Here is a 24418-nt window from a genome sequence, read left to right as displayed (position 1 = left end):
TTATCCCACCATTCCCATTAAATATACTACAGTGAAAATAAACACCCAAACTACGTCAATAAAGTGCCAATAGATCGATGCAACATAAAACTTCGGTGCATTGTATAAATTTAGGCCTCTCTTCGCATTTCTAAAGATTAATGTTAAAATCCAACACAATCCAAACAATACGTGGAGTCCATGTGTACCAACAAGAGCATAAAATGCAGAGCCAAACGCACTACTTCTCATAGTATGCTTAAATTCATGTGTATAATGGTAAAACTCATATATCTCAAACCCTAAAAATCCTAAACCTAACAATACAGTTACTAGTAACCAAAGCTGCATTTTCTTAAAGTTAAAGTTTTTCATATGATACATCGCATATACACTCGTTAAGCTACTCGTTAATAAAAGCATCGTCATAATGAAAACGAGTGGCATTTGGAACATCTCTTGAGATGTTGGTCCACCATTTGTAGAATTCTTTAGCGCTAAATATGTGCCAAACAAGGAAGCGAACAACACTGTTTCGCCTCCAAGAAATAACCAAAAACCGACAAACTTATTTTTCCCCTCAAGGGTTGCTTTTTCAGGCTCTGCTGGAAATGTTTCATTCGTTAATTTTTCATCTACATGCATTATGCCTTGCCCCCCTTATCCTCTAAATCTTCCTTATGAATATGATATCCATGATCATCGATTACTGAACGTAGGAACATTGTGCCAAATGTAATGATTAAACCAATAATTGCTACTAATAACCAGAACTTATCTTTTCCGCCCTGCATATACATTGCACCAAATGCCGCTATAAACAATCCGAAAGAAATGACAAATGGTGAAAACGAAGGATTTGGCATATGAATATCACCAACTGGTTCCGCTGCTGTTATCTCTTTATTACCTTCACGTTTTTCAATCCAAAATGGATCTAATCCGCGTACAAATGGTAATTGTTTAAAGTTATATTCTGGTGTAGGTGCTGGCATTGTCCATTCTAATGTACGTGCATCCCACGGATCACGACCAGCCTTTTCTCTTGATACTGTCGTTTTAATTACATTAAATAGAAGAACAATCGTTCCAAGAGCCATAAACACCGCTCCGATAGAACTAATCATATTCCCCATTTCCAATCCTTGCCCTTCAAGATATGTGTAGTAACGGCGTGGCATACCAATCAAGCCAAGGAAATGCTGAATAAAGAACGTTAAATGGAAACCGATAAAGAATAGCCAAAACGTTATCTTTCCTAATGTTTCATTTAATACTTTATTAAACATTAGTGGCCAATAATAATGCGCTCCTGCAAGTAAACCGAATACAACACCGCCGACAATTACATAATGAAAATGCGCTACTACGAAATAGTTATCATGAAATTGATAATCAGCTGGTGCAGATGCTAGCATAACCCCTGTAACTCCACCCATTACGAATGATGGAATGAAAGCTACTGCCCACATCATCGGTGTCGTAAAGCGAATACTTCCGCCCCACATTGTAAAGAGCCAATTGAATATTTTGATACCAGTCGGAACCGCAATCGCCATTGTTGCAACTGAGAAAATAGCATTTGCAACCGGACCAAGTCCAACAGTAAACATATGATGCGCCCATACCATAAACCCTAAAAATCCAATTAATACCGTCGCAAACACCATCGATGAATAACCAAACAATCGTTTTTTCGAAAATGTCGCGAAGATTTCTGAGAATATTCCGAAAGCTGGGAGTATAAGAATGTATACTTCTGGATGACCGAAAATCCAGAATAAATGCTCCCATATAATTGTATTCCCGCCCAATGCTGGATTAAAGAAACTTGTTCCAAATAAACGATCTAACATTAAAAGTCCTAATCCTACAGTTAACGGCGGAAAAGCGAATAATATAAGTGAAGATGTTACAAATGTCGTCCATGTAAACATCGGCATACGCATATACGTCATTCCTGGCGCGCGCATGTTAATAATTGTTACAAGGAAGTTAATACCACCAATCAATGTACCAATACCTGAGATTTGCAAGCCGAGTACATAGAAATCAACACCATGACCTTTAGAGGCTAAAGCTAAAGATGCATAAGATGTCCATCCTGCATCAGGTGCTCCACCTAAAAACCAACTTAAATTTAAAAATACTCCACCAAAGAAAAACAACCAAAATCCGAGTGAATTCAAAAACGGGAACGCTACATCACGTGCACCAATTTGAAGTGGTACAGCGGCGTTCATAAATGCAAACACGAGTGGCATAGCTGCGAGGAAAATCATTGTTGTACCGTGCATCGTTAATACTTGATTATAAGCATCCCCAACAAGAAAAGCGTTGTTAGGAATTGCTAATTGAAGGCGAATAAATAGAGCTTCTATTCCGCCTATTACAAAAAACAATCCACCTGCAATTAAATAGAGAATGGCAATCTTTTTATGGTCTACTGTCGTTAAATAATCCCATATGACAGCACCCATCCCCTGTTTTTTTGCTACAGAACTCACGTTTTCAACCTCCCCTTCGCGAATAATCCCTCTTTACTTTTCAACTTTTAACGTTTGTAAGTATGCATTTAATGCATCAATTTGATCATCCGTTAAGTTGCCATATTTACCAGTCATTTTGTTTGCTGGCTTCATATTTTCAGGATCTTTCAGCCATTTTTTTAAGTTTTCTTCATTATTTTCGGCAATACCGGCAACCATATCGCGATCCGCAAAGTTTGCTAAGTTTGGTGCGATACGAGCGGAAGGTGGTCTACTATCATTAGATCCAACTGCGTGACAACCAATACAGCTTTTATTAAATATTTCTTGGCCCTCTTGCGCCTTTGTTGAAGCTACTTCTTTCTTCCCATCAATCTTCTTCATATCAGCAAGCCATTTTTTGTACTCGCTTTCATCTAAAGCTTTCACTTTAAATTGCATTAAAGAATGTGATGGGCCGCAAAATTCTGTACAAAAACCATTATAAGTGCCCGATTTATCAGCCTTTAACCACATTTTGTTTACATTGTCTGTATTTGTATCCATTTTCCCAGCTAAAGATGGAACCCAAAATGAGTGTTTAATATCGGCACCCTTCAAATTTAAATACACTTTCTTACCTGTGGGGATGACTAAATCTTGAGAAGTTACTATTTTTTCTGATTTATAAGAAAATTCCCACCAATAAAGATTCGCTGTTACATCAACAACGATAGTATCTTTATCAATATTCTTTTTCTCCATCGCACTTACATCAGCAAGTTTGAATGTATATGTAACCGTTGGAACAGCTAAGATTAGTAAAAGAATAATCGGAATAACTGTCCATATAATTTCTAGCTTGTGATTCCCTTCAACTTGCTCTGGAATATAATCTTCCTGACCTTTCTTTTGTCGGAAACGCACAATTACATACAAGAAAATAATAGTAACTACTAGTACTACTCCTACCATGATTGCACTTGCCAGTAGAAGTAAATCATATTGCATTTTTGCTACTTCTCCTTGCGGAATTAAAGTAGATTGAAAGGCTTTACCGCATCCCCCTAACAGTAAAGCCAGCAGTGAAACGAACGAAAGCAGTCGCCACTGTTTCTTCATACAAACAACCCCCACTTTCCTTGTGAATTAGATTGTACTTTATAGTTAAGTAAAGTAAATCTCAACGTAAAGAAATCCAATTATGTCGTTGTCTTAGAAGAATGTAACTACAATCATTGATACAAATAAGATTGTTAAATAATTTAGGGAATAAACAAACATTTGCACGGACCATTTGATGTCATCTTTCTTACGGAAGCCATAAAATCCTAAAGCGATCCATCCGATGTTAAGCAGTGTTGCAATTACCATAAATGTTATCCCTAGCCCACTCATATAAAATGGTAGTGGTAATAAACATACTGTCCAAATCATAATTTGGCGTTTCGTAATTTCAAATCCATGAACTACAGGAAGCATTGGAATTCCTGCATTTCGATATTCATCAACACGTTTCATCGCTAATGCAAGGAAATGTGGGATTTGCCAAATAAACATAATTAAAAATAACATCCAAGCAATTGGATGACCTAAAGATGGATCGATTGCTGCCCATCCAATTAAAGGTGGAACTGCTCCAGATATACTACCTACAACAGTATTTAGTGTATACTTTCTCTTTGTCCATAAAGTATATAGGACAACATATGTGAAAGCACCAATAAATCCCATTAAAACTGCCATTGGTGTTGTTAATAATAAAAATACAAATCCAAGAAGTAATATAACTAATCCAAATGTAAGTGCAAATCCTGGTTTATACTTTCCAGTAACCGTTGGACGAGTCTTTGTTCTTTCCATTAACGGATCGATATCTCTATCGATGTAGTTATTTAAACAACATACCCCTGCCATAATTAATCCAGAACCAACGATTGTAAAAAATAGCTTATCCAGATTGTCCATTACACTTAATCCATTAAAGTGTAACGCCAACCAAAATCCTGTAAATACAGTAAGTGTATTTGAGTTTACAATCCCCATTTTAACGAGTGCTGATAAATCTTGTAACCGAGTTGTTTCCGGTACACTTGTAACAGCGGACTCATCATGCAGCTCACTTGTTGCATGGTTCATCACTCTAACCCCCTCTTAAAACTTTCATCTTTCTTTTTGCGCCTATTTCAAATGAAATAATTCGCTTCTATATAGCAATATTATTACAGTAGAAACATTGTTAACCCATTCTACTACTAATCTACGCCCATACTCCAATATATTAAATCATATTTCCCGAACATTTTGTGAAGAAAACATGAACTTTTTGTGTCGAATATAAAAAACTTAATTCTGACTTGCCCTTATCATAACATGATGTTACCTTCTATAATAAACTATTTTGTCCTATTTAACACGTATTCTCCCCATTTCTTTTCAAAACAGCCTATTTTTCACCCATTTTTTCCCTTAAAAACCCTATTTTCTCACCTGTTTTCTCCCCCTTGTCTCCCCCCTCCATTTCTTTGCTATTTTATTATTTTTTATATATCATAGGAACTAGCGCGTTTTATTCTATACATAATGGAATGAAAATATTTCGCAATAACTTCATAGCAGAAAGATGGTGAACGAGATTGCAACGCTTTATTAAATGGTTAGCAGTCATTACAAGCCTTGATTTATTAATAGTTTTATTAGGAGGCGCTTTAGTTACAAAAACAGGTTCTGGTCAAGGTTGCGGTAAATCATGGCCACTTTGTAACGGTGAATTTGTTCCATCTAATTTATCAATGGAAACTATTATTGAACTTAGCCACCGATTAACATCAGGATCAGCAGGAATTCTTGTCACTCTCCTTTGTATTTTGTCCTGGAAATATTATAAACATGTGCGCGAAACAAAAACGTTAGCAATTTTATCCTTCGTATTTTTAGTTGCACAAGCATTAATGGGAGCAGCAGCAGTTGTTTGGGGACAAATGCCAGCTGTACTTGCTATCCATTTCGGTATTTCCTTAATTTCATTTGCTTCTGTCATTTTATTAACGTGTCTTATCTTTGAAATTGACCAAAAATTTGATGCACGTTCACTTATTATGGACAAAAAAATGAAATTTCATATTTATGGTGTAACAATTTACAGCTATATCGTCGTCTACACAGGCGCTTTAGTACGTCACGAACGAGCTAGCTTAGCCTGTCCAGACTTTCCTTTATGTAGCAAAAACAGACCTATGCCAACTCAACTACATGAGTGGGTTCAAATGGGCCATAGAGTTGCAGCAATGTTAATTTTCACTTGGATACTTTACGCGATGATTCTCGCTATTCGTCATTACAAACAGCAACCTGTAGTATACTGGGGATGGATCATTTCATTTATCCTTGTTACACTTCAAGCTGTAGTAGGAGTTTTAGTTGTATTTACAAACGCTAGTTTAGCAATGGCATTGTTACATTCTCTATTCATTTCTTGCTTGTTTGCCGTACTATGCTATTTAGTTATGCTAGGAACAAGAAGTAAAGCGAATGCAAAGGAAGCCGAATCAACTTCTAAACATACAAAATAATTTAAAACTAAAATCCCTTACCAATTCGGCAAGGGATTTTTTGCAATAAAAAAGAGCTGTATTTACACAGCTCTTTTTTTATTTTAGTGATCTAATTCAATAAGTAAATCACCCGTTTGAATTGCATCACCATCGTTAACATATACTTTCTTCACTTTACCATTGAACGGCGCTTGAACTGTCGTTTCCATTTTCATCGCTTCTGTAATTGCCATAGAATCGCCTTTTTTCACTTCATCGCCTTCTCTTACAACTACTTTAATTACCGTTCCTGGCATTGTTGCACTAATATGATTTGGATTTTCACGGTTTCCTTTCACACGTTGTGCAACTGTTGCTTTTACACTTTCGTCTTTTACAACAATCTCACGTGGTTGTCCGTTAAATTCCAAGTAAAGAACACGATTTCCATCTGGCTGCGGTTCTCCAATTGATACAAGTTTAACCATCAATGTCTTACCTTGTTCAATTTCCACATCAATTTCTTCACCAAGTCTCATACCATAGAAGAATGTCGGTGTATCAAGTACAGATACATTTCCATAAAGCTCAGCAACTTTTTCATAGTCCATAAATACTTTTGGATATAATGCATATGCAACTACGTCAAAAATTGTTACTTCGCGTCCAAGTTTATGGAATAATTCTTCTTTTAACGCGTCGAAATCTACTGGCTCTAATAATTCACCAGGTCTTACTGTTAACGGCTCTTTTCCTTTTAAAATAATCTTTTGCAACTCTTTCGGGAAACCACCGTACGGTTGACCTAAATCACCAGAGAACATTTCAACAACAGATCCAGGAAAGTCTAAAGCATGTCCACGCTCTAAAACATCTTGTTCTGTCAGATGGTTTTGAACCATAAATAATGCCATATCGCCAACAACTTTTGATGACGGTGTTACTTTTACAATATCTCCAAACATGTCATTCACACGGCGGTACATTACTTTCACTTCATCGAAGCGATCTCCTAAACCAACCGCCTTCGCTTGTTGTTGAAGATTACTATACTGTCCACCTGGCATTTCATGCATATATACCTCTGTGTGAGGTGCATTCATACCACTTTCAAACGGTGCATAGTATTTGCGTACATCTTCCCAATAATGAGATAGCTTTTCTAAAGAATCGATATTAACATCTGGTTGTCTTTCATTTCCACCTAGCGCATAGAATAGTGTGTTCGCACTCGGTTGTGACGTTTGACCAGCCATAGAACTCACCGCTACATCGACGATATCAACACCTGCTTCAATTGCTTTCGTATACGTTAATATACCATTTCCACTCGTATCGTGCGTGTGCAGATGAATTGGAATCGACACTGTCTCTTTTAATGCAGAAACTAAATCATATGCCGCATTAGGTTTTAATAAACCTGCCATATCTTTAATCCCTAATATATGAGCTCCTGATGCTTCCAGTTCTTTCGCTAAATCCTTATAATAATTCAAATCATATTTACTACGCAATGGATCATGAATATCACCTGTGTAACACATCGTCGCTTCTGCAATTTTACCAGTATCTCGTACAGCATCAATCGCAACTCTCATGCCTTCTACCCAGTTTAAGCTATCAAAAATACGGAATACATCAATACCCGCTTGAGCAGAACATTCCACAAATTTTTGAATTAAATTATCTGAATAGTTTTTGTATCCAACTGCGTTTGAAGAACGAAGTAACATTTGGAATAAAACGTTCGGCATTTTTTCACGAAGATCTAGTAATCGTTCCCATGGATCTTCTTTTAAGAAACGATACGCAACATCAAACGTTGCACCGCCCCACATTTCCGCTGAGAATAGGTTCGGTAACATTCTTGCTGTTGGCTCTGCAATTTGATGTAAGTCTTTTGTACGAATACGAGTTGCAAGTAATGACTGATGTGCATCACGGAATGTTGTATCCGTTAAAAGTACACGTTTTTGATCCTGTACCCATTTTACTAATCCATCTGCTCCACGCTCGTCCAAAATTTGTTTCGTTCCATTTTGGATTGGCTCTGAATGTTTTAAACATGGAATACGAGCATCTGGGAATATTGGTTTTTCTTTTTTTCCTACTCCTGGGAAGCCATTTACTGTTACTGAACCAATATAATTTAACATTTTCGTTCCGCGGTCTTTACGTTTCGGGAACAAGAATAGTTCAGGTGACACATCAATAAACGAAGTATCATATTCTCCTGATAAAAAGTTTTTATGTTTTACTACATTCTCTAGGAATGGAATATTTGTTTTAATACCACGAATACGGAATTCTTTTAAGTTACGTTCCATTTTTGCAGCAGCTTGTTCAAAAGTAAGCGCCCATGTTGTAACTTTTACAAGTAAAGAATCGTAGTACGGTGTAATAACTGCACCTTGGAAGCTATTTCCTGTATCAAGACGCACACCAAAACCACCACCTGATCGGTACGCCATTATTTTTCCTGTATCCGGCATAAAATTATTTAGTGGATCCTCAGTTGTTACACGAGATTGGATTGCAAATCCATGCACAACCACTTCCTCTTGCTTCGGAACACCTACTATTTTACTATGTAATGCATGTCCATCAGCTATTAAAATTTGTGATTGAACGATATCGACTCCTGTAATCATCTCTGTAATCGTATGTTCTACTTGAACACGTGGGTTTACTTCAATGAAGTAAAACTCATCACCTTTTACAAGGAATTCTACCGTTCCTGCATTTAAATAGTTTACATTTTTCGTTAACTTCACAGCAGCATCACAAATACGCTGACGTAAATCATCTGAAAGCGACACACTCGGTGCAATTTCTACAACTTTTTGATGACGACGTTGTACAGAACAATCACGCTCATATAAATGTACAACATTACCTTCTTCATCTGCTAAAATTTGTACTTCTATATGTTTAGGTTTTTCAACGAACTTTTCAACGTATACTTCATCATTACCAAAGGCTGCTTTCGCTTCTGATTTCGCGCGATTATACGATTCTCTTAATTCTTCACTAGCTCGTACAATACGCATACCACGACCGCCACCACCAAGGGACGCTTTGATAATAATCGGGTAATCATACTTTTCAGCAAATTTTTCGACTTCTTCTAATGAATTTACTGGACCATCACTACCAGGTATAACTGGAATTTGTGCTAGCTGCGCTTGTGTTCTTGCTTTCACTTTATCTCCAAACATATCTAAATGCTTACTTTTCGGACCGATAAAGATAATTCCTTCTTCTTCACAACGTTTCGCGAATTGAATATTTTCTGACAAGAAACCATATCCAGGGTGGATTGCATCTACATGATTACTTTTTGCAATCTCAATAATGCCTTCAATATCTAGATAAGCATCAATTGGTTTTTTTCCTTCCCCAACTAAATAGGACTCATCAGCTTTATAGCGATGATAAGAACCACTATCCTCTTTAGAATAGATTGCAACTGTTTTTAATCCAAGTTCCGAACAAGCTCGAAACACACGAATTGCAATCTCTCCACGGTTAGCTACCAATACTTTTTGAATACGTTGCAGCTTTGTCATGATTTTCCCCCTCTACTTTCCTACCACTCTAGAGATAAAATATATACACACCATAAAAAGCGTGAAGTTCTTCACTTTCCACATTATATTATACTTAGAAAGTTTCACTTTATTTTTATCCATCATACCTTATTTTTTAACAAATGATAAGTTTTCTGTGCAATTTGTTTCACAAAAACAGTATAGCATACCTCTTACTTTCCGAACAACTTAATTGTATATCACATTCAACCAAATGTGATATATTTTTTAACAAAAAAAACAAAATAATATATCCTATTTGAAAATAAAAAAACACATCGCGCTCTAAAGCACGATGTGTTTTTTTATTTTACAACTACAAGATGTGGTCCACCTTGTTCTCTTTCTTTTATTACCTCATTCTGCTGTTTCTCTTCTCGTTTTACATGACTAGCAATATTAAGTAGTATTCCCATCGCAAGTAGATTAGCTAATAATGAACTACCACCATAACTAACAAATGGTAACGGCACTCCTGTAAGCGGTATTAATCCAGACATACCACCGACATTAACAAAAGTTTGAACTCCAAACAAACTTGCAATTCCAATAACTATTAAACTTCCAAATGGATCTGTACACTTTTGTGCAACTCTAAATGATCGAATAATAATAAGCAATAGACAGATTAAAATGATAGCTACACCTATAAACCCAAGCTCTTCAGATATAATCGCCATTATAAAATCTGTTTGTGGTTCTGGTAAATAACCATACTTTTGTACACTATTTCCTAATCCTCGACCATTTAACCCACCTGAAGCAATTCCAATAAATGAATTTATTAATTGGAACCCATCCTTTTGTGGATCACTAAATGGATCAAGAAAAACTGAAAAGCGTGCCTTTTGATACGGACTTAATGCATAATTCCCAAGGAAATATAGCGCTGGAATCCATACTATAGAAGTTAAAACAATTCGTTTAATCCATAAGTTAATCCGTACTCCTGAACAAAGAAACATAATTCCTACTGTCCCCATAATTAGCAAATCGGTCCCTAAGTCATTTTGCTTTAAAATTAAGAACATAATTAAACCGACACCCAACATTACTGGCCCTGATCCTTTAAAAACAGGCGTATTCGTTTCCTGCCTCTTCGCAAAGAAATTGGCCAACACAAGAATAACTGTTATCTTAACAAATTCCGCAGGCTGTATTCCAAATATCCATCCACTTGCACCATTTACTGTCTTAGCAAAAAATGCAGCTGCTGCTAATAATGCAATACTAATTCCATAACTCCCCAATAAAAAGATTCGTTTTCTCCACACTTTATATGGGATAATAGCAAGAATTATTAATAACACTGTCCCAGCAGCTAGAGTAATTAATTGTCTTTTAAAAAAGAAATTTGCTGGTTTATCAAACCTCGAAATCGCAACAATGGAACTCGAACTATATACCATTATAACTCCCAGCACACATAAGATAACAAGAGGAAGTAACAATGAATAATCCATTGATTTCCATACTTTTTTCATTTCATTTCCTCTCTCTGTTTCAATTTAATTATTGTTGTATTCCATATGTACATTGATTCTTCCTGCTTTATTATACAAATAAAAAGCTCAAACTAATTTAGTTTGAGCCCCCTTATTTGAACCCGTTATTGTTGTTTGTTTGTAAATGCTTCATGAAGTGCAGATAACTCACGTTCGAGCTCACCTAACATTGCTTTCCCTTGTTCTTCTGCAATAAGACCAAGGCGAACCGCAAAATCGACCTCGCGGGATAGTCCAAACATTTGTGTGTCTAACACTTCTTCATATAATGGACATTGCGGCATTGTAAGATGGTCCATTTGCACCTTAATAAGTCTTAAAATCTTCTCTGCATCCGCTTGTAGAAGGGCTAGTGCCTTTTCCTGATGATTTGCTACTGTCTCAGACGCCAAATTGATTCCCTCCGTTTCCGTCCTACTCTCCTCTATCCTATCTATTAATATTAGCGATAGTTTTCATAAATTGCAATAGAAACATTTTTTGTGACAACAGTGTCTAATACTATTATACTGAAAAGTGGGAGTATAACACAAATGGGGGAACAACAATGAGCGAAATTTTATTTATTAACGGAAAAGTACGTTTTCCAATCACTATCGATCCAACTGTTTGGATCTTTGATGATCGAAAAGTAGATTTGACAACTTACTTTGATGAAACTAGAGAAAACACGTCTGAACTAGAAGCTTATTTAAAAAACACTTCAGAACATTGGGATCGCGAAATTCGTGATGGTGCCGCTTTTCCTCCGATACAACAAAGTGTAAAGAAATATAAAAAAGAACAGCTGATTACCGGAACATTTGGTATACCATTTCATCCATTCCTTGCTAACGCTGAAATTTTAGAGGACGCTACGCAAGTTGAAATCGAAACGGTAGATCAAACAATGACACTTCCATTAGAAACTGTCAAAAATGCTATCCTAGGCTTTTCAAAAGAAGGAAAACCATTAAAAGAAGATGGACCTGTTCATCTCTATTTCAATGATGGATCTAATCGACAAAACCCAATCCGGAACATCCGTAAATTTACAATTGTTTAAAGAAAAGGAGTGAGCTTCAGCTCACTCCTTTTTACAATAAATCTGCTGCTAGTTGAGCTAAATTAGATCGCTCTCCTTTAACAAACTTCACATGACCACTAATACGCTGTTCTTTAAACTTCTCTACAACATACGTTAAGCCATTATTATATTCATCTAAATATGGGTGATCAATTTGCTGAGGATCTCCCATTAATACAATCTTACTCTTTTCCCCTACCCTAGTTAGTATCGTTTTTACTTCATGCTTTGTTAAATTTTGCGCTTCGTCAATGATAATAAACTGATCTGGAATACTTCTCCCGCGTATATAAGTAAGGGCTTCTACTTCAATCGAACCCATTCCAGCTAAAATAGCATCTAACTCTCCTGGCTTTTTCGTATTAAATAAATACTCTAGATTATCAAAAATTGGCTGCATCCATGGTCTTAACTTTTCTTCTTTTTCTCCTGGTAAATAACCGATATCTTTTCCGACTGGAACAATTGGTCTTGCAACGAGTAATTTTTTATATAACCCTAAATCTTCTGTTTGCATAAGTCCCGAAGCTAATGCAAGTAACGTTTTTCCTGTACCGGCTTTCCCCGTTAACGTTACAAGCGGAATATCTTCACGAAGCAACAATTCTAATCCCATAATTTGCTGCACGTTTCGTGGCCTTATCCCCCACACTTGTTCATTGTGAAAAATAAGTTTCTTTACCTTCTTACCTAAGTGGTCCACAATGCCAAGTGCAGAACTAGAGCCCCCTAATGCGTCTTTCATTACTACAAATTGATTTGGGTAAAAAGGGTGATTCGCAATTTCAGATAGAGGCAATTCACCTTTCTCATAAAAATAATCCAATTGTTCTTTTGAGATATATCCTTCTAAAAAGCCAGAATATATATTTTCCACTTCAATTACGCGATCACTTAAATAATCTTCAGCCTTCAAACCAATTGCATCAGCTTTTACCCTTACGAGTACATCTTTACTTACTAAAATAACAGACTTCCCGTCCTCTTTTTCCTGTTCTTCTAAAGATAGATTTTTTGCTACAGCTAAAATTCGATTATCATTTGTTTTTTCTACAAAAATATCTTGTAGTTGCACAAATGAACGATGGTTTAATTCAATACGAAATGTTCCGCCGTTTTCTAGCGGGATACTTTCATGCAGCTTTCCTATTTCACGAAATTTATCTATTAACTTAGATACATAACGAGCGTTTCGTCCTACTTCATCCATATAACGTTTTTTCGAATCAACCTCTTCTAATACAACTGCTGGAATCACTACTTCATTGGTTTCAAATGAAAAAATAGATAAAGGATCCTGCAAAAGTACATTCGTATCTAACACATAAATTTTATCCAACCTGTTACCCCCTGACTCCACTTTTAAATTTGTAGAACAAGGGTTTCATCCATAAAATATGGACGAACCATTGTTATAATTATATGTACCGTGCAAACGAGGTAGAATCGAAATCCATAGTCATTAAACCTTTTATTTATTCTTTATTCATTTCTATTCAATATATTACTTTTTATTATAATTATTAACGTTAAATCACAATAACTGATTTCAAAAGTGAATAAACGAATTTCTTATTTAGCACATTTACAATTCTCTTATTCCTACTAGCACTTCGTTATCCAGCTTTTTCGCTGCCCGAAGATCATATGTTTTTTCATATGTTGGTTCAATTGCAAGTTTCGCTCCATAAAACATAACATCACGCACTTCTTGCACATTTACTTCTATTACAGTTAATTTTAGAGAAATACCTTCCATTCTATCTGTCAAAATTTCACCTATACCACTTATGGAAAATACGGATTCATTCGCCATTATAGTCAATACCACCCCTGTACTATGCCGTATATTTTCCACAATACGTGAACGTTGATCTACTGCAAATCGAATACTAGTTTTACTCACTGCATACACCCAAGAAATAGCACTTACGTTAGGAACTTGTTTTTCGAAATCTGTCGTTGCTATCATAACAATACACTCTTTACGCAACGTTTGTACTAAATCATCTGTTAATGTAGGCTCTACTACATTCGCCATATTTTCACCTCCAAACATACTCGGTATATCCTTATCATAACTTATTTTTCGAATTGCGAAAATATTATTTTTTCCCACTATTATTCAAAAACATTATACTTCCATGATATACTTATACTGATAGAATTCGTATTGAGGTGACGAAATGAGAGTCAAATGTATGATTTGTGATAAAAAAGATATGTTAGACGATGAAAATCCTATGGCAAAAAAACTGCGTAATCGCCCTATTCATACATATATGTGCATGGAATGTTCAGAACGAATTGCAGAGCGTACAATAGAACGTCATGCAAGTGGTAATTTCCGATTATATCGTGATAAAAAAGTCGAAGACGATTGGTAAAATGTAAATAAGTCCTTACTCATATGGATAAGGACTTATTTATATTTTTCTGGTTCACGATTCATCTGATCCAAAAAACAATCAATGGCTTCTAGCGGAAACCTTGCAGATTTCCTTTCCCCATTCATTTCATATGTAATTAAATACATTTCCTCGTTCTTTTTAACTTCCACATTTCTTAATTTATGTTCGTCATATATCATATTTTGAAATAACAAATACGTTTCTTTTGCAGCATTATCATCCGGACGTGCTTCAGCAACTGTTTTAATTGTTAACCAATTATATAGTGCATCTTGTACTGAGCGCATGAAAACTCCCCTTCCTCATCCTGCTTTTTGTTGTTTCGCTTGACGCAAACGCAACCTATAAATTCCAAGTACAATTGCCGCTACAACAAGTCCTTCTCCAACAGGTAAAAATACAGCAAAAAAAGTTAACACTGTACATCCAATTGCTAACGATATATATATCACAATATTTTTTAGTACAGACAACTTTCTAGCAAATCCTAAATTATAGACGAGAGCACTTAATATAATAATCGTCCCATAGAGTAACCACATTCCTAACTCTGGATTTTCATCTACCTTACACAATTTCGCAAAAAAAGACATCCTTTCTAACACAAGCTTCCCCCCCTAGCCATAAAATCCAATTTTCTTTATACACTTAATACAAGAGTAACCCGCGAAAAAAATACTGTCCACTAAAAAAGAGTAAATATTCTAAAAAATAAACACAAAAAACAGCTACCTTAATTAAAGGTAGCTGTTCTAATATTTTACGCTTCAACAGATTTCTTTTTCTTAGCAGCTCTTTCGCGCTCACTCTTATCAAGAATCTTTTTACGCAGACGAATTGATTCTGGAGTTACTTCACAGAACTCGTCATCGTTTAAGTACTCTAATGATTCTTCTAAAGTCATTAAACGTGGTTTCTTCATTGTTGAAGTTTGATCCTTCGTCGCAGAACGAATATTCGTTTGTTGTTTCATTTTCACAACGTTAACTGTTAAGTCGTTCTCACGAGTGTGTTCTCCGACAATCATACCAGCATATACTTCTGTACCTGGTTCAACGAAGATTACACCGCGGTCTTCAACTTGCATAATACCGTATTGTGATGCTTTTCCTGTTTCAAGTGAAACTAGAACACCTTGACGACGTCCACCAACTTGTCCAGCGTGTACTGGTTGGTAACAATCGAATGTATGGTTTAAAATACCGTAACCACGAGTTAATGTTAAGAATTCTGTTGTGTAACCAATTAAACCACGTGCTGGAACCATGAAAGTAAGGCGAACTTGACCGTTTCCGTTATTCACCATATCTAACATTTCACCTTTACGTGCACCCATAGATTCCATAATAGAACCAGTGTATTCTTCAGGTACATCGATTTGTACGCGCTCTACAGGCTCACATCTTACGCCATCAACTTCTTTAATAATTACTTCTGGCTTAGATACTTGTAACTCATAACCTTCACGACGCATGTTTTCGATTAAGATAGATAAATGTAGTTCCCCACGTCCAGATACGATCCACGCATCAGGAGAATCTGTATTATCTACACGTAAACTTACATCTGTTTCTAATTGTGAACGAAGACGCTCTTCAATTTTACGAGATGTAATGAATTTACCTTCACGACCTGCAAATGGACTGTTATTTACAAGGAATGTCATTTGTAGTGTTGGCTCATCAATACGTAATAATGGTAAAGCCTCTTCATGCTCAACCGGACATACCGTTTCACCTACGTTAATGTCTTCCATACCTGAAACAGCTACTAAATCTCCAGCTTTTGCTTCTTCAATTTCTTGACGTTTTAATCCAATGTAACCAAATAATTTAGTTACACGGAATTGTTTTACACTTCCGTCAACTTTCATTAATGCAACTTGTTGTCCTACTTTCATTGTACCGCGGAATATGCGTCCAACCCCAATACGACCAACATAGTCATTGTAATCAAGAAGTGCTACTTGGAATTGAAGTGGCTCTTCGCTGTTATCAACTGGTGCTGGAATATGTTCAATAATTGTGTCAAACAATGATTTCATATTCTCTTCTTGATTTGCTGGATTTGAATCTAAGCTTGCTGTTCCGTTCATTGCTGATGCAAATACAACTGGGAACTCTAATTGATCTTCGTTTGCACCAAGTTCGATGAATAAGTCAACTACTTCATCAACTACTTCATCAGGACGAGCGAAGTCACGGTCAATTTTGTTTACAACTACGATTGGAGTTAAGTTTTGCTCAAGAGCTTTCTTTAAAACAAATCGTGTTTGTGGCATACAACCTTCGTATGCATCAACAACAAGTAAAACACCATCAACCATTTTCATGATACGTTCTACTTCTCCACCGAAGTCAGCGTGACCTGGTGTATCTAAAATGTTAATTCTTTTATCTTCATAGTGAATCGCTGTATTTTTAGCTAAAATTGTAATACCGCGTTCTCTTTCTAGATCATTTGAATCCATTGCGCGTTCTTCAACGTGTTCGTTCGCACGGAAAGTCCCCGCTTGACGCAATAACTGGTCAACAAGTGTTGTTTTACCATGGTCAACGTGGGCAATAATTGCTATATTACGTAAATCTTGTCGTTTTTTCAACATGTCCAACTCCTAATGTCTTTTTAATCCTTCTCTATTATAAGAGCGAAGGGGATACAATAGCAATTAAAATAAAATCAAGAATGAAAATATAGTTGTATTCTTACTTTTGTGAAAGTAAAATGAGATTGGAGGGTGAAGAAATGGAACACATTCAATATCGCTTTTTATTAACCGCAATTATCGGTGTTATTTTCTTAATCGGTATCGGCATTATGATTGCTGAAAATAGTCCAATCGGTATTATTATTTGCATTATCGGCACATTTGTTACAGTTGGATACGGTTTTGTAACAAAAAGAAAAATGCGCAAATCACAATAACGCTAAAAAGTAAGAAGCTTATATGCAGCCTCTTACTTTTTTTATTGCTCTGATATAAACGATAACACTTCTTCATACACTCCTGGTTTTGCAACTAACACGCTGCTCTTCTCTATGATAGAAAGTGGCGCTCCAGAGAATGTCGTCACCTTACCTCCAACTTCTTCCACAATTATCTGTCCTCCGCCAAAATCCCATGGTGATAATCTCGGCGTTACATATGCATCTATTCTTCCTGTTGCAACGTATACCATCTCTAACGCTGCACAGCCATATGATCTTGTGCCCCTTGCTTTCTTAACAAGTGCCATCATACTTTCCATATTAAGCAATGGATTATCGGTAAGCCATATCGCATTTAAAGCTACAATACCTTGCTCTACAGTTCCTTTTTCCAGTGGAGGAATTGATATATCATTACAAAAAGCTCCAGATCCCTTGACTGCATGATATAGTTCATCATGCACGGGATCATAAATAAGCCCAATCTTTCCGATACCGTTCTCATAAATTCCAATTGAAATCGCAAAATTTCTTTTTTGATGAACAAAGTTCATTGTGCCGTCAATTGGATCAATTAACCAAACAACCCCGTCAGAAGAAGTTATCTCGTCTCCATAACCCTCTTCTCCTAAAATATTATGATTCGGGAATGTTTCTTTAATTTTCCCAATTAAAAACTGTTCTATCTCTCGGTCCATATTTGTAACTAGGTCAGCTGCATTTGATTTTGTTTCTATAATAAGTGCTTTTTTCATTGATGCCATTAAATGTTTTCCCGCATCCCGAATCCACTGTTTGGCATGTGCATCGATGTCTTTCCATACTTCTTGCATGTTTAAACACTCCGATCTATACTGTTCACAGAAAAAACGAACCCTTTATAAGGTTCGCACCAACTAATTTTTTATACATATACTATTATTACGCTTCTAAACGAATCATTTCAAGTCTTAACACTTCTAACTTTTGTACACACGCTTCTTTTTTCTGTTTGTCGTCCTCCATCATTGCATCATATAAAGTTGCTAATTCATAATCTAGCTCCAAACGTAGCACCGGTATTCTCTTTTCAGCATCTGTTCTCTTTAACGCATTAATCACCTGTCTCATATTATTTGCCTCCTCCCAATATTCGTCTGCCCTCGGACTAGAATTAATTCAATTTTCTGATTTTTTGTTTTATACTATACTATGTTGGATAAATCATCTATGCAACAAAATTATATTTTTTTATTTAAATTTTTTTGTGCTGTTTTTTTTATGAATAGTACAAGCTATGCTAAAATAAAAGCAAAATAGGAGTTGGAGGAACAATCATGACAATACAAACATTCAAGTCAACTGATTTTGATGTCTTTACAGTTGATGGTCTCGAAGAACGAATGAGTGCAATTAAAACGAACATTCATCCTAAGCTAGAAGCTTTAGGGGAACAATTTGCAGGATACTTATCCAAGCAAACTGATGAGAACTTTTTTTATCATGTTGCAAAACACGCACGCCGCAAAGTCAATCCACCAAACGATACTTGGGTTGCTTTTTCAACAAATAAACGAGGATATAAAATGCTACCGCATTTCCAAATCGGCTTATGGGGTACTCATGCCTTCATATACTTTGGTTTAATCTATGAGTGTCCACAAAAAGTTGAGACGGCTCATGCCTTCTTAGAACATTTAAATGATTTAAAAACAAATATTCCAAATGACTTCGTTTGGTCCATTGACCATACTAAACCAAGTGTGAAATTACATAAAACACTTGAAACCGAAGACTTACAAAAGATGATTGAACGACTAGCTACTGTAAAAAAAGCAGAACTATTAGTTGGTATTCATATATCACCAGAGGAGTTTTCAGCAATGACCAACGAACAATTCCTTGCTAAGATTGAATCTACGATGCAATCACTCCTTCCTTTATATGCACTTTGTAATCGATAGTAGAAAACGGACAATTTATATTGTCCGTTTTTAGTTGTTATCACATTATATCACTTCAGTTTTTATTTTTCAAAATATTTTTTATATTTTTACAAGCTTTTGTTCTTCGATTTCCTTGGCTCTTTGAATAGCGCGATATATAGAGTACCCACTTACTTCTTGAAACTCTTTATCAATTTTCTTTTCTTCTGCTTTCGATGGAACAATCTCTTTAAAACGACGATATAAACCCATTAATTCTTCTCTTATAATTCCTTTTTCATAAACTTTCTCAATCGCTTCATAAAACTTCACAATTGTAACCATTTCCTCATTTGACCAATCATAATCTAACGGATATTGATATTCCATTTCGCACCTCATTTATCATTTCTTCTTGTTTCATTATGCTATCTTAAAGAGATTATTTTATTCTTCATTATAGCCACTCTGCATTATACACTATTTATTCATTTTAATGGAATTGTCTTCCTCTATTCATTAGTTGAAGCTAACTATTAAACATACTCACCTTAAAAATATTTTTTTCTATACATCTATAATTATTGGTGATATAATGCTTTTGTTTTATAGAAAATAAAGTGAACCTACCATCTCAAAAACGATTTTTTGAATGGCAGAAAAACAAGCCTCATTCTAAAAAAGGACTTACCTTTTTTAGAGCAGGATTATATAAAACAAATTATACTAAATATTATGAAGAAGAAGGGGTGTATAGATTGTCCCAATACGAAACACCATTGTTTACCGCTTTAGTTGAGCACAGTAAGCGAAATCCAATTCAATTCCATATTCCTGGTCATAAAAAAGGACAGGGCATGGATCCTACATTTCGCGAATTTATTGGGCATAATGCATTAGCAATTGATTTAATTAATATTGCGCCACTCGATGATTTACATCATCCAAAAGGTATGATTAAAGAAGCACAGGATTTAGCAGCGGCTGCATTCGGTGCAGATCATACTTTCTTTTCTGTTCAAGGTACAAGTGGCGCTATTATGACAATGGTGATGAGCGTTTGCGGTCCTGGTGACAAAATCCTAGTACCACGAAACGTGCATAAATCAGTAATGTCAGCTATTATTTTCTCAGGTGCAAAACCGATTTTCATGCATCCTGAAATCGATCCAAAACTCGGTATTTCTCATGGAATCACAATTCAATCTGTCAAAAAAGCACTTGAAGAGCACTCAGATGCAAAGGGCTTACTTGTTATTAATCCAACGTACTTTGGGTTTGCTGCAGACTTAGAACAGATTGTACAATTAGCACATTCTTATGATATCCCTGTACTAGTCGACGAGGCTCATGGTGTTCATATTCATTTTCACGATGAATTGCCGATGTCAGCGATGCAAGCTGGTGCAGATATGGCAGCAACAAGCGTTCACAAATTAGGAGGCTCTTTAACTCAAAGTTCTATTCTTAATGTGAGAGAAGGCTTGGTGAATGTAAAGCATGTCCAATCTATTATTAGCATGCTTACGACTACATCAACTTCTTACATCTTGTTAGCATCCCTTGATGTTGCGAGAAAACGTCTTGCCACGGAAGGAACAGCACTCATAGAACAAACAATACAATTAGCTGAACATGTTCGTGATGCTATAAATTCTATTGAGCATCTTTACTGTCCTGGAAAAGAAATGTTAGGTACAGATGCTACCTTTAACTATGACCCTACAAAGATAATTGTATCTGTAAAAGATTTAGGTATTACCGGCCACCAAGCTGAAGTGTGGCTTAGAGAGCAATATAACATTGAAGTAGAACTCTCAGATCTATACAACATACTATGTCTTATCACTTTGGGAGATACAGAAAGTGATACAAATACACTTATTGCAGCATTACAAGATTTAGCGGCAACATTTAGCAATAGGGCAGATAAAGGTGTTCAAGTACAAGTAGAGATTCCAGAAATTCCAGTGCTAGCACTTTCTCCTCGAGATGCTTTTTATTCGGAAACAGAAGTCATTCCATTTGAAGATGCAGCGGGTCGTATTATAGCTGATTTCGTTATGGTTTATCCGCCAGGGATTCCAATCTTTACTCCGGGGGAAATTATTACACAAGAAAACTTAGAGTATATTCGTAAAAACTTAGAAGCAGGTTTACCTGTACAAGGTCCTGAAGATATGACATTACAAACATTACGTGTTATTAAAGAGTACAAGCCTATCAGTTGATAGGCTTTTCTTTCACCTTTTTTTCTTTTACTCATACGATACTAAAGAATGTAACGTATAGGTGGGGATACTATTATGATTGTAATAGGCCGTTCTATTGTACATCCTTATATCACAAATGAATATGAGCCATTTGCAGCTGAGAAACAACAAATTTTATCAATAATGGCAGGAAATCAAGAAGTTTATTCCTTCCGAACAGCTGATGAACTCAGCTTTGATCTCAATTTGCGAGTTAACATTATTACCTCTGCACTAGAACTTTTTCAAAGTGGATTTCAGTTTCGCACATTTCAACAATCCTTTTGCAACCCCCAGTATTGGAAAAGAACATCCCTTGGAGGGTTTCAACTTCTTCCAAACATACCACCTTCTATTGCCATACAAGATATTTTCAAAAACGGAAAACTATATGGAACTGAATGCGCAACCGCTATGATCATTATTTTTTATAAAGCTTTACTATCATTGTATGAGGAAGAAACTTTCAATCGTCTATTTGCAAACCTTTTGCTTTATACATGGGATTATGATCAAGATCTAAAGCTCATAACAAAAACGGGTGGTGACCTTGTTCCAGGTGACCTTGTTTACTTTAAAAATCCACAAGTGAACCCCGCTACGATTGAGTGGCAAGGAGAAAACACAATCTATTTAGGAAATTTCTTTTTTTACGGACATGGCGTAGGTGTAAGAACAAAAGAAGAAATTATTTATGCATTAAATGAACGACGAGTCCCTTACGCTTTTATTTCAGCTTTCTTGACCGATACTATTACCCGTATCGATAGCCGTATAATGAGCCAATACGCTTCTTCTAGCACACCACAGACATCCATAAGCTTTATTCCGATTAGAGATGATGCAATTGTTGCAACAGTTGGTCATACAACTACAATTTATTAAAAAAGCGCCTACAGATGTAGGCGCTTTTTCTTATTATTAAGCTTTTGTATGGTCTTTATGGTCACATTCGCAATGAGATCCACATTTCCCGTATAGTACTGTTGATTTTTCATCTTCAAAATGTCCGATTGTTCCTTCACATACTTGGCATACGATTGTTCCCATTTTCATTTCCCCCTGAGTTTTAATAGTAATCTATTTATTTATCATTAAGCTTTCGCATTATCTTTTCTAGCACAGTCACAATTTGTTCCACATTTTCCGTAAAGTACTGTCGTTTTCTCATCTTCAAAATGTCCGATTGTTCCTTCACATACTTGGCATACGATTGTTCCCATTTTTCATTTCCCCCTAAGTTTATGGTCCTAAAAACTTTTAGCTGTCCATTTCCTATCAATTATTGGGCTTTTGTATGCTCTGTGTGATCACATCCGCAAGATCCACATTTCCCGTAAAGTACCGTTACTTTCTCATCCTCGAAGTGTGCAATTGTACCTTCACAATCTTGACATACGATTGTTCCCATTTTTTATTTCCCCCTAAGTTTATAATCCCAAAAACTTTTTGTAACCGCTTAACTTTCTGTCTTTATTTTAATATGTTATACTTTTTACGTCAATAGGTTTTTAGTATAACACATTAAATATTTTAAATTTTAATTAGTATGCGATATTCAAATAAAAAAACAGCCATATTTAATAAGTACGACTGTTTCACATTAATTATTCTTCATATTCTGCATGCAAAGAAGTAGACGGAACTAGAAATTTGAAAAACTGAGCTAACTCCTTAGCTTCCTCTTCTGATCCTAATTTAAAAATCTCCTGCATATATTGAACGTTCTCTACATCATCTCGTCCAAGTAAAGTAGATCTTCCTGTTTGCATACAAACAATGAGTGGCTTTCCAAAAAACATATTTGTATAAATAACACCAAAATCATAACGTGTATCATGTGTCATAAACCCTAAAAATCGTACCTTCACACTTTCATGCTCATCATACAATTTTTCAAACATCGGTTTCCACCTTTCTACATCACGTTTCTTTACTAGTATATTAAACAAAAAAAGTAATACTCCTTTTAATTGTCAAAAAATTCAGTAGGATGTAGAATGATAATATTCTACTAAGTTAGGGGGAATTTATATGCAACACGCCTTTATTACGCTTGTACCTAAATCCAATCAACAATCTGTTTCAATAGATGATATAAAACAACTTTTTCATTATTATAAAACAGTTACTTCTAAAACTGGTGTCCAAATTAATTATACTTATACAAATACCGCTTTTCCTTATGAAATTTTAGATACATCTACAACAACATTAAAACTTCAATCCAATCACGATCGGTATGACTCAATTTATATTGGTGTTGGTATAGAAAATGAACAATCTTTTATCCAAGTTTCTTTACCACCTAATGCCACATTTGGTGACAAAGGGAAAGCAAATGAATTTTGCCGTTTTTTAGCGAAGAAATTAGAAGGAGAGTTACAATTATTTAATGGAAGAACAATGTATTTCTATAAACGTTAATTTAAAAAATAGATAATACGATTAAAAATAGTATACAATTCGAACATGTAAGAAATAAAGCCTGCTTCCTTACGTGTAATACAAAATATGCCATTACATATGCTAAATACAGGAATACGAAAAAAAGAATAACTTTATAATGAAACTTATCACCATTTGATAATGTTAATACAATAGAAAAGCCACTCCATAGTAGCAAATGATAAAATATAACATGTAATATTTTCATGGAACCTTCTCCTTTGACATGCTCTATTTTATTAATATATGGGGTTAAGTTTAAATCAATTACATATTATAGGATGATATATATTACCTTTGAAGTAAGTTACGTCTTAACCGTTTATTAAAGTAT

At 35.5% G+C, this 24418-nt stretch carries 28 protein-coding genes; 8 read left to right on the top strand and 20 right to left on the bottom strand.

The features are described from left to right. The 4 genes from ctaE to ctaB form a co-directional block, all read right to left on the bottom strand. Positions 1-624: a cytochrome c oxidase subunit III gene (gene ctaE, locus COK05_RS23560; RefSeq protein ID WP_000557861.1), complete on the bottom strand. Its 624-nt coding sequence runs from the start codon at positions 622-624 to the stop codon at positions 1-3. After that, entirely contained in the window at positions 624-2459 is a 1836-nt protein-coding gene (ctaD, locus tag COK05_RS23555) for a cytochrome c oxidase subunit I (RefSeq protein WP_176539459.1), read from the bottom strand. The genes ctaE and ctaD overlap by 1 nt, the downstream gene beginning before the upstream one ends. A gap of 60 nt (positions 2460-2519) precedes the next feature. Further along, positions 2520-3569: a cytochrome c oxidase subunit II gene (coxB, locus tag COK05_RS23550; protein WP_098614477.1), complete on the bottom strand. Its 1050-nt coding sequence runs from the start codon at positions 3567-3569 to the stop codon at positions 2520-2522. Positions 3570-3662: 93 nt separating this feature from the next. Next, positions 3663-4586 (bottom strand): protoheme IX farnesyltransferase, encoded by a 924-nt coding sequence (ctaB, locus tag COK05_RS23545; RefSeq protein ID WP_001015060.1) that lies wholly within the window; start codon positions 4584-4586, stop codon positions 3663-3665. A gap of 497 nt (positions 4587-5083) precedes the next feature. On the opposite strand from ctaB, the gene ctaA reads away from it, so the two are divergent. Further along, positions 5084-6019, top strand: a complete 936-nt coding sequence (ctaA, locus tag COK05_RS23540; protein WP_098614476.1) for a heme A synthase — start codon at positions 5084-5086, stop codon at positions 6017-6019. A gap of 83 nt (positions 6020-6102) precedes the next feature. Here the strand turns inward: ctaA and pyc are convergent, their stop codons facing one another. From pyc to COK05_RS23520, 3 genes are all read right to left on the bottom strand, one after another. Beyond that, positions 6103-9549 (bottom strand): pyruvate carboxylase, encoded by a 3447-nt coding sequence (gene pyc / locus COK05_RS23535; RefSeq protein WP_098614475.1) that lies wholly within the window; start codon positions 9547-9549, stop codon positions 6103-6105. Positions 9550-9875: 326 nt separating this feature from the next. After that, positions 9876-11054: an FtsW/RodA/SpoVE family cell cycle protein gene (locus COK05_RS23525; RefSeq protein WP_098614474.1), complete on the bottom strand. Its 1179-nt coding sequence runs from the start codon at positions 11052-11054 to the stop codon at positions 9876-9878. Positions 11055-11179: 125 nt separating this feature from the next. After that, on the bottom strand, positions 11180-11467 hold the full coding sequence (locus COK05_RS23520; RefSeq protein WP_000135694.1) for a YlaN family protein: 288 nt from the start codon (positions 11465-11467) through the stop codon (positions 11180-11182). A gap of 155 nt (positions 11468-11622) precedes the next feature. Between COK05_RS23520 and COK05_RS23515 the strand changes: the two genes are divergently transcribed. Further along, positions 11623-12120, top strand: a complete 498-nt coding sequence (locus COK05_RS23515; protein WP_098614473.1) for a hypothetical protein — start codon at positions 11623-11625, stop codon at positions 12118-12120. Positions 12121-12151: 31 nt separating this feature from the next. On the opposite strand, the gene COK05_RS23510 is transcribed toward COK05_RS23515, so the two are convergent. Together COK05_RS23510 and COK05_RS23505 are read right to left on the bottom strand one after the other, a co-directional pair. Next, positions 12152-13480 (bottom strand): PhoH family protein, encoded by a 1329-nt coding sequence (locus COK05_RS23510; RefSeq protein WP_000358083.1) that lies wholly within the window; start codon positions 13478-13480, stop codon positions 12152-12154. Positions 13481-13726: 246 nt separating this feature from the next. After that, on the bottom strand, positions 13727-14182 hold the full coding sequence (locus COK05_RS23505; RefSeq protein WP_098614472.1) for a pyridoxamine 5'-phosphate oxidase family protein: 456 nt from the start codon (positions 14180-14182) through the stop codon (positions 13727-13729). 145 nt (positions 14183-14327) lie between these two features. Here COK05_RS23505 and COK05_RS23500 point away from each other — a divergent pair, with 145 nt between their 5' ends. After that, positions 14328-14528, top strand: a complete 201-nt coding sequence (locus COK05_RS23500) for a YlaI family protein (protein ID WP_033662466.1) — start codon at positions 14328-14330, stop codon at positions 14526-14528. Between the two features lie 35 nt (positions 14529-14563). Here the strand turns inward: COK05_RS23500 and COK05_RS23495 are convergent, their stop codons facing one another. The 3 genes from COK05_RS23495 to typA all read right to left on the bottom strand — a co-directional run bounded on the left by COK05_RS23495 (position 14564) and on the right by typA (position 17157). Beyond that, entirely contained in the window at positions 14564-14839 is a 276-nt protein-coding gene (locus COK05_RS23495) for a hypothetical protein (protein ID WP_098614471.1), read from the bottom strand. Positions 14840-14854: 15 nt separating this feature from the next. Further along, positions 14855-15157, bottom strand: a complete 303-nt coding sequence (locus tag COK05_RS23490) for a YlaH-like family protein (RefSeq protein ID WP_000893662.1) — start codon at positions 15155-15157, stop codon at positions 14855-14857. Positions 15158-15312: 155 nt separating this feature from the next. Continuing rightward, positions 15313-17157, bottom strand: coding sequence for a translational GTPase TypA (gene typA, locus COK05_RS23485; RefSeq protein WP_098614470.1), 1845 nt, complete (start codon positions 17155-17157; stop codon positions 15313-15315). A gap of 140 nt (positions 17158-17297) precedes the next feature. Here typA and COK05_RS23480 point away from each other — a divergent pair, with 140 nt between their 5' ends. Next, positions 17298-17477, top strand: a complete 180-nt coding sequence (locus COK05_RS23480; RefSeq protein WP_000400127.1) for a DUF5325 family protein — start codon at positions 17298-17300, stop codon at positions 17475-17477. Between the two features lie 41 nt (positions 17478-17518). Here COK05_RS23480 and COK05_RS23475 read toward each other — a convergent pair whose 3' ends face one another. Beyond that, entirely contained in the window at positions 17519-18313 is a 795-nt protein-coding gene (locus tag COK05_RS23475) for an inositol monophosphatase family protein (protein WP_098614469.1), read from the bottom strand. A gap of 88 nt (positions 18314-18401) precedes the next feature. Continuing rightward, entirely contained in the window at positions 18402-18590 is a 189-nt protein-coding gene (locus COK05_RS23470) for a hypothetical protein (protein ID WP_098614468.1), read from the bottom strand. Between the two features lie 206 nt (positions 18591-18796). Between COK05_RS23470 and COK05_RS23465 the strand changes: the two genes are divergently transcribed. Continuing rightward, positions 18797-19423 carry a YktB family protein gene (locus COK05_RS23465; RefSeq protein ID WP_098614467.1) on the top strand — a complete coding sequence of 209 codons (627 nt, stop codon included), beginning with the start codon at positions 18797-18799 and terminating at the stop codon, positions 19421-19423. An 81-nt stretch (positions 19424-19504) separates the two neighbouring features. On the opposite strand, the gene COK05_RS23460 is transcribed toward COK05_RS23465, so the two are convergent. Continuing rightward, a complete protein-coding gene (locus COK05_RS23460) occupies positions 19505-19774 on the bottom strand; it encodes a UPF0223 family protein (protein WP_098614466.1) in 270 nt (89 codons plus the stop codon). Between the two features lie 368 nt (positions 19775-20142). Between COK05_RS23460 and speA the strand changes: the two genes are divergently transcribed. Together speA and COK05_RS23450 are read left to right on the top strand one after the other, a co-directional pair. Further along, complete coding sequence (speA, locus tag COK05_RS23455) at positions 20143-21615, top strand: arginine decarboxylase (protein WP_141539230.1); 1473 nt, start codon at positions 20143-20145, stop codon at positions 21613-21615. 75 nt (positions 21616-21690) lie between these two features. Continuing rightward, a complete protein-coding gene (locus COK05_RS23450) occupies positions 21691-22521 on the top strand; it encodes a protein-glutamine gamma-glutamyltransferase (protein ID WP_098614464.1) in 831 nt (276 codons plus the stop codon). 36 nt (positions 22522-22557) lie between these two features. Here the strand turns inward: COK05_RS23450 and COK05_RS23445 are convergent, their stop codons facing one another. From COK05_RS23445 to COK05_RS23430, 4 genes are all read right to left on the bottom strand, one after another. Further along, positions 22558-22686 (bottom strand): GapA-binding peptide SR1P, encoded by a 129-nt coding sequence (locus COK05_RS23445; RefSeq protein WP_098614463.1) that lies wholly within the window; start codon positions 22684-22686, stop codon positions 22558-22560. Between the two features lie 44 nt (positions 22687-22730). Continuing rightward, positions 22731-22859 (bottom strand): GapA-binding peptide SR1P, encoded by a 129-nt coding sequence (locus COK05_RS23440; RefSeq protein WP_000536803.1) that lies wholly within the window; start codon positions 22857-22859, stop codon positions 22731-22733. A gap of 59 nt (positions 22860-22918) precedes the next feature. Beyond that, complete coding sequence (locus tag COK05_RS23435) at positions 22919-23047, bottom strand: GapA-binding peptide SR1P (protein WP_000536778.1); 129 nt, start codon at positions 23045-23047, stop codon at positions 22919-22921. A gap of 196 nt (positions 23048-23243) precedes the next feature. Then, positions 23244-23540 carry a DUF3055 domain-containing protein gene (locus COK05_RS23430; RefSeq protein WP_098614563.1) on the bottom strand — a complete coding sequence of 99 codons (297 nt, stop codon included), beginning with the start codon at positions 23538-23540 and terminating at the stop codon, positions 23244-23246. A 130-nt stretch (positions 23541-23670) separates the two neighbouring features. On the opposite strand from COK05_RS23430, the gene COK05_RS23425 reads away from it, so the two are divergent. Beyond that, positions 23671-24063: a DUF1885 family protein gene (locus COK05_RS23425; RefSeq protein ID WP_098614462.1), complete on the top strand. Its 393-nt coding sequence runs from the start codon at positions 23671-23673 to the stop codon at positions 24061-24063. Position 24064: 1 nt separating this feature from the next. Here the strand turns inward: COK05_RS23425 and COK05_RS23420 are convergent, their stop codons facing one another. Next, positions 24065-24292, bottom strand: coding sequence for a hypothetical protein (locus COK05_RS23420; protein ID WP_098614461.1), 228 nt, complete (start codon positions 24290-24292; stop codon positions 24065-24067). Between the last annotated feature and the right edge of the window lie 126 nt (positions 24293-24418).

The sequence above is a fragment of the Bacillus cereus genome, assembly GCF_002567495.1.
Classification (GTDB): domain Bacteria; phylum Bacillota; class Bacilli; order Bacillales; family Bacillaceae_G; genus Bacillus_A; species Bacillus_A cereus_AQ.
The sequence above is the reverse complement of the archived record's forward strand: the minus strand, read 5'-3'. Positions and strand labels throughout refer to the sequence as shown.

Excerpts from the sequence above, each read along its gene's own strand:
- ctaE (WP_000557861.1), bottom strand. The coding sequence starts at position 624 with ATGCATGTAGATGAAAAATTAACGAATGAAACATTTCCAGCAGAGCCT.
- ctaD (WP_176539459.1), bottom strand. The coding sequence starts at position 2,459 with ATGGGTGCTGTCATATGGGATTATTTAACGACAGTAGACCATAAAAAG.
- coxB (WP_098614477.1), bottom strand. The coding sequence starts at position 3,569 with ATGAAGAAACAGTGGCGACTGCTTTCGTTCGTTTCACTGCTGGCTTTA.
- ctaB (WP_001015060.1), bottom strand. The coding sequence starts at position 4,586 with ATGAACCATGCAACAAGTGAGCTGCATGATGAGTCCGCTGTTACAAGT.
- pyc (WP_098614475.1), bottom strand. The coding sequence starts at position 9,549 with ATGACAAAGCTGCAACGTATTCAAAAAGTATTGGTAGCTAACCGTGGA.
- COK05_RS23525 (WP_098614474.1), bottom strand. The coding sequence starts at position 11,054 with ATGAAAAAAGTATGGAAATCAATGGATTATTCATTGTTACTTCCTCTT.
- COK05_RS23515 (WP_098614473.1), top strand. The coding sequence starts at position 11,623 with ATGAGCGAAATTTTATTTATTAACGGAAAAGTACGTTTTCCAATCACT.
- COK05_RS23505 (WP_098614472.1), bottom strand. The coding sequence starts at position 14,182 with ATGGCGAATGTAGTAGAGCCTACATTAACAGATGATTTAGTACAAACG.
- COK05_RS23500 (WP_033662466.1), top strand. The coding sequence starts at position 14,328 with ATGAGAGTCAAATGTATGATTTGTGATAAAAAAGATATGTTAGACGAT.
- COK05_RS23495 (WP_098614471.1), bottom strand. The coding sequence starts at position 14,839 with ATGCGCTCAGTACAAGATGCACTATATAATTGGTTAACAATTAAAACA.
- typA (WP_098614470.1), bottom strand. The coding sequence starts at position 17,157 with ATGTTGAAAAAACGACAAGATTTACGTAATATAGCAATTATTGCCCAC.
- COK05_RS23480 (WP_000400127.1), top strand. The coding sequence starts at position 17,298 with ATGGAACACATTCAATATCGCTTTTTATTAACCGCAATTATCGGTGTT.
- COK05_RS23475 (WP_098614469.1), bottom strand. The coding sequence starts at position 18,313 with ATGCAAGAAGTATGGAAAGACATCGATGCACATGCCAAACAGTGGATT.
- COK05_RS23470 (WP_098614468.1), bottom strand. The coding sequence starts at position 18,590 with ATGAGACAGGTGATTAATGCGTTAAAGAGAACAGATGCTGAAAAGAGA.
- COK05_RS23465 (WP_098614467.1), top strand. The coding sequence starts at position 18,797 with ATGACAATACAAACATTCAAGTCAACTGATTTTGATGTCTTTACAGTT.
- COK05_RS23460 (WP_098614466.1), bottom strand. The coding sequence starts at position 19,774 with ATGGAATATCAATATCCGTTAGATTATGATTGGTCAAATGAGGAAATG.
- COK05_RS23450 (WP_098614464.1), top strand. The coding sequence starts at position 21,691 with ATGATTGTAATAGGCCGTTCTATTGTACATCCTTATATCACAAATGAA.
- COK05_RS23445 (WP_098614463.1), bottom strand. The coding sequence starts at position 22,686 with ATGGGAACAATCGTATGCCAAGTATGTGAAGGAACAATCGGACATTTT.
- COK05_RS23440 (WP_000536803.1), bottom strand. The coding sequence starts at position 22,859 with ATGGGAACAATCGTATGCCAAGTATGTGAAGGAACAATCGGACATTTT.
- COK05_RS23435 (WP_000536778.1), bottom strand. The coding sequence starts at position 23,047 with ATGGGAACAATCGTATGTCAAGATTGTGAAGGTACAATTGCACACTTC.
- COK05_RS23430 (WP_098614563.1), bottom strand. The coding sequence starts at position 23,540 with ATGTTTGAAAAATTGTATGATGAGCATGAAAGTGTGAAGGTACGATTT.
- COK05_RS23425 (WP_098614462.1), top strand. The coding sequence starts at position 23,671 with ATGCAACACGCCTTTATTACGCTTGTACCTAAATCCAATCAACAATCT.
- COK05_RS23420 (WP_098614461.1), bottom strand. The coding sequence starts at position 24,292 with ATGAAAATATTACATGTTATATTTTATCATTTGCTACTATGGAGTGGC.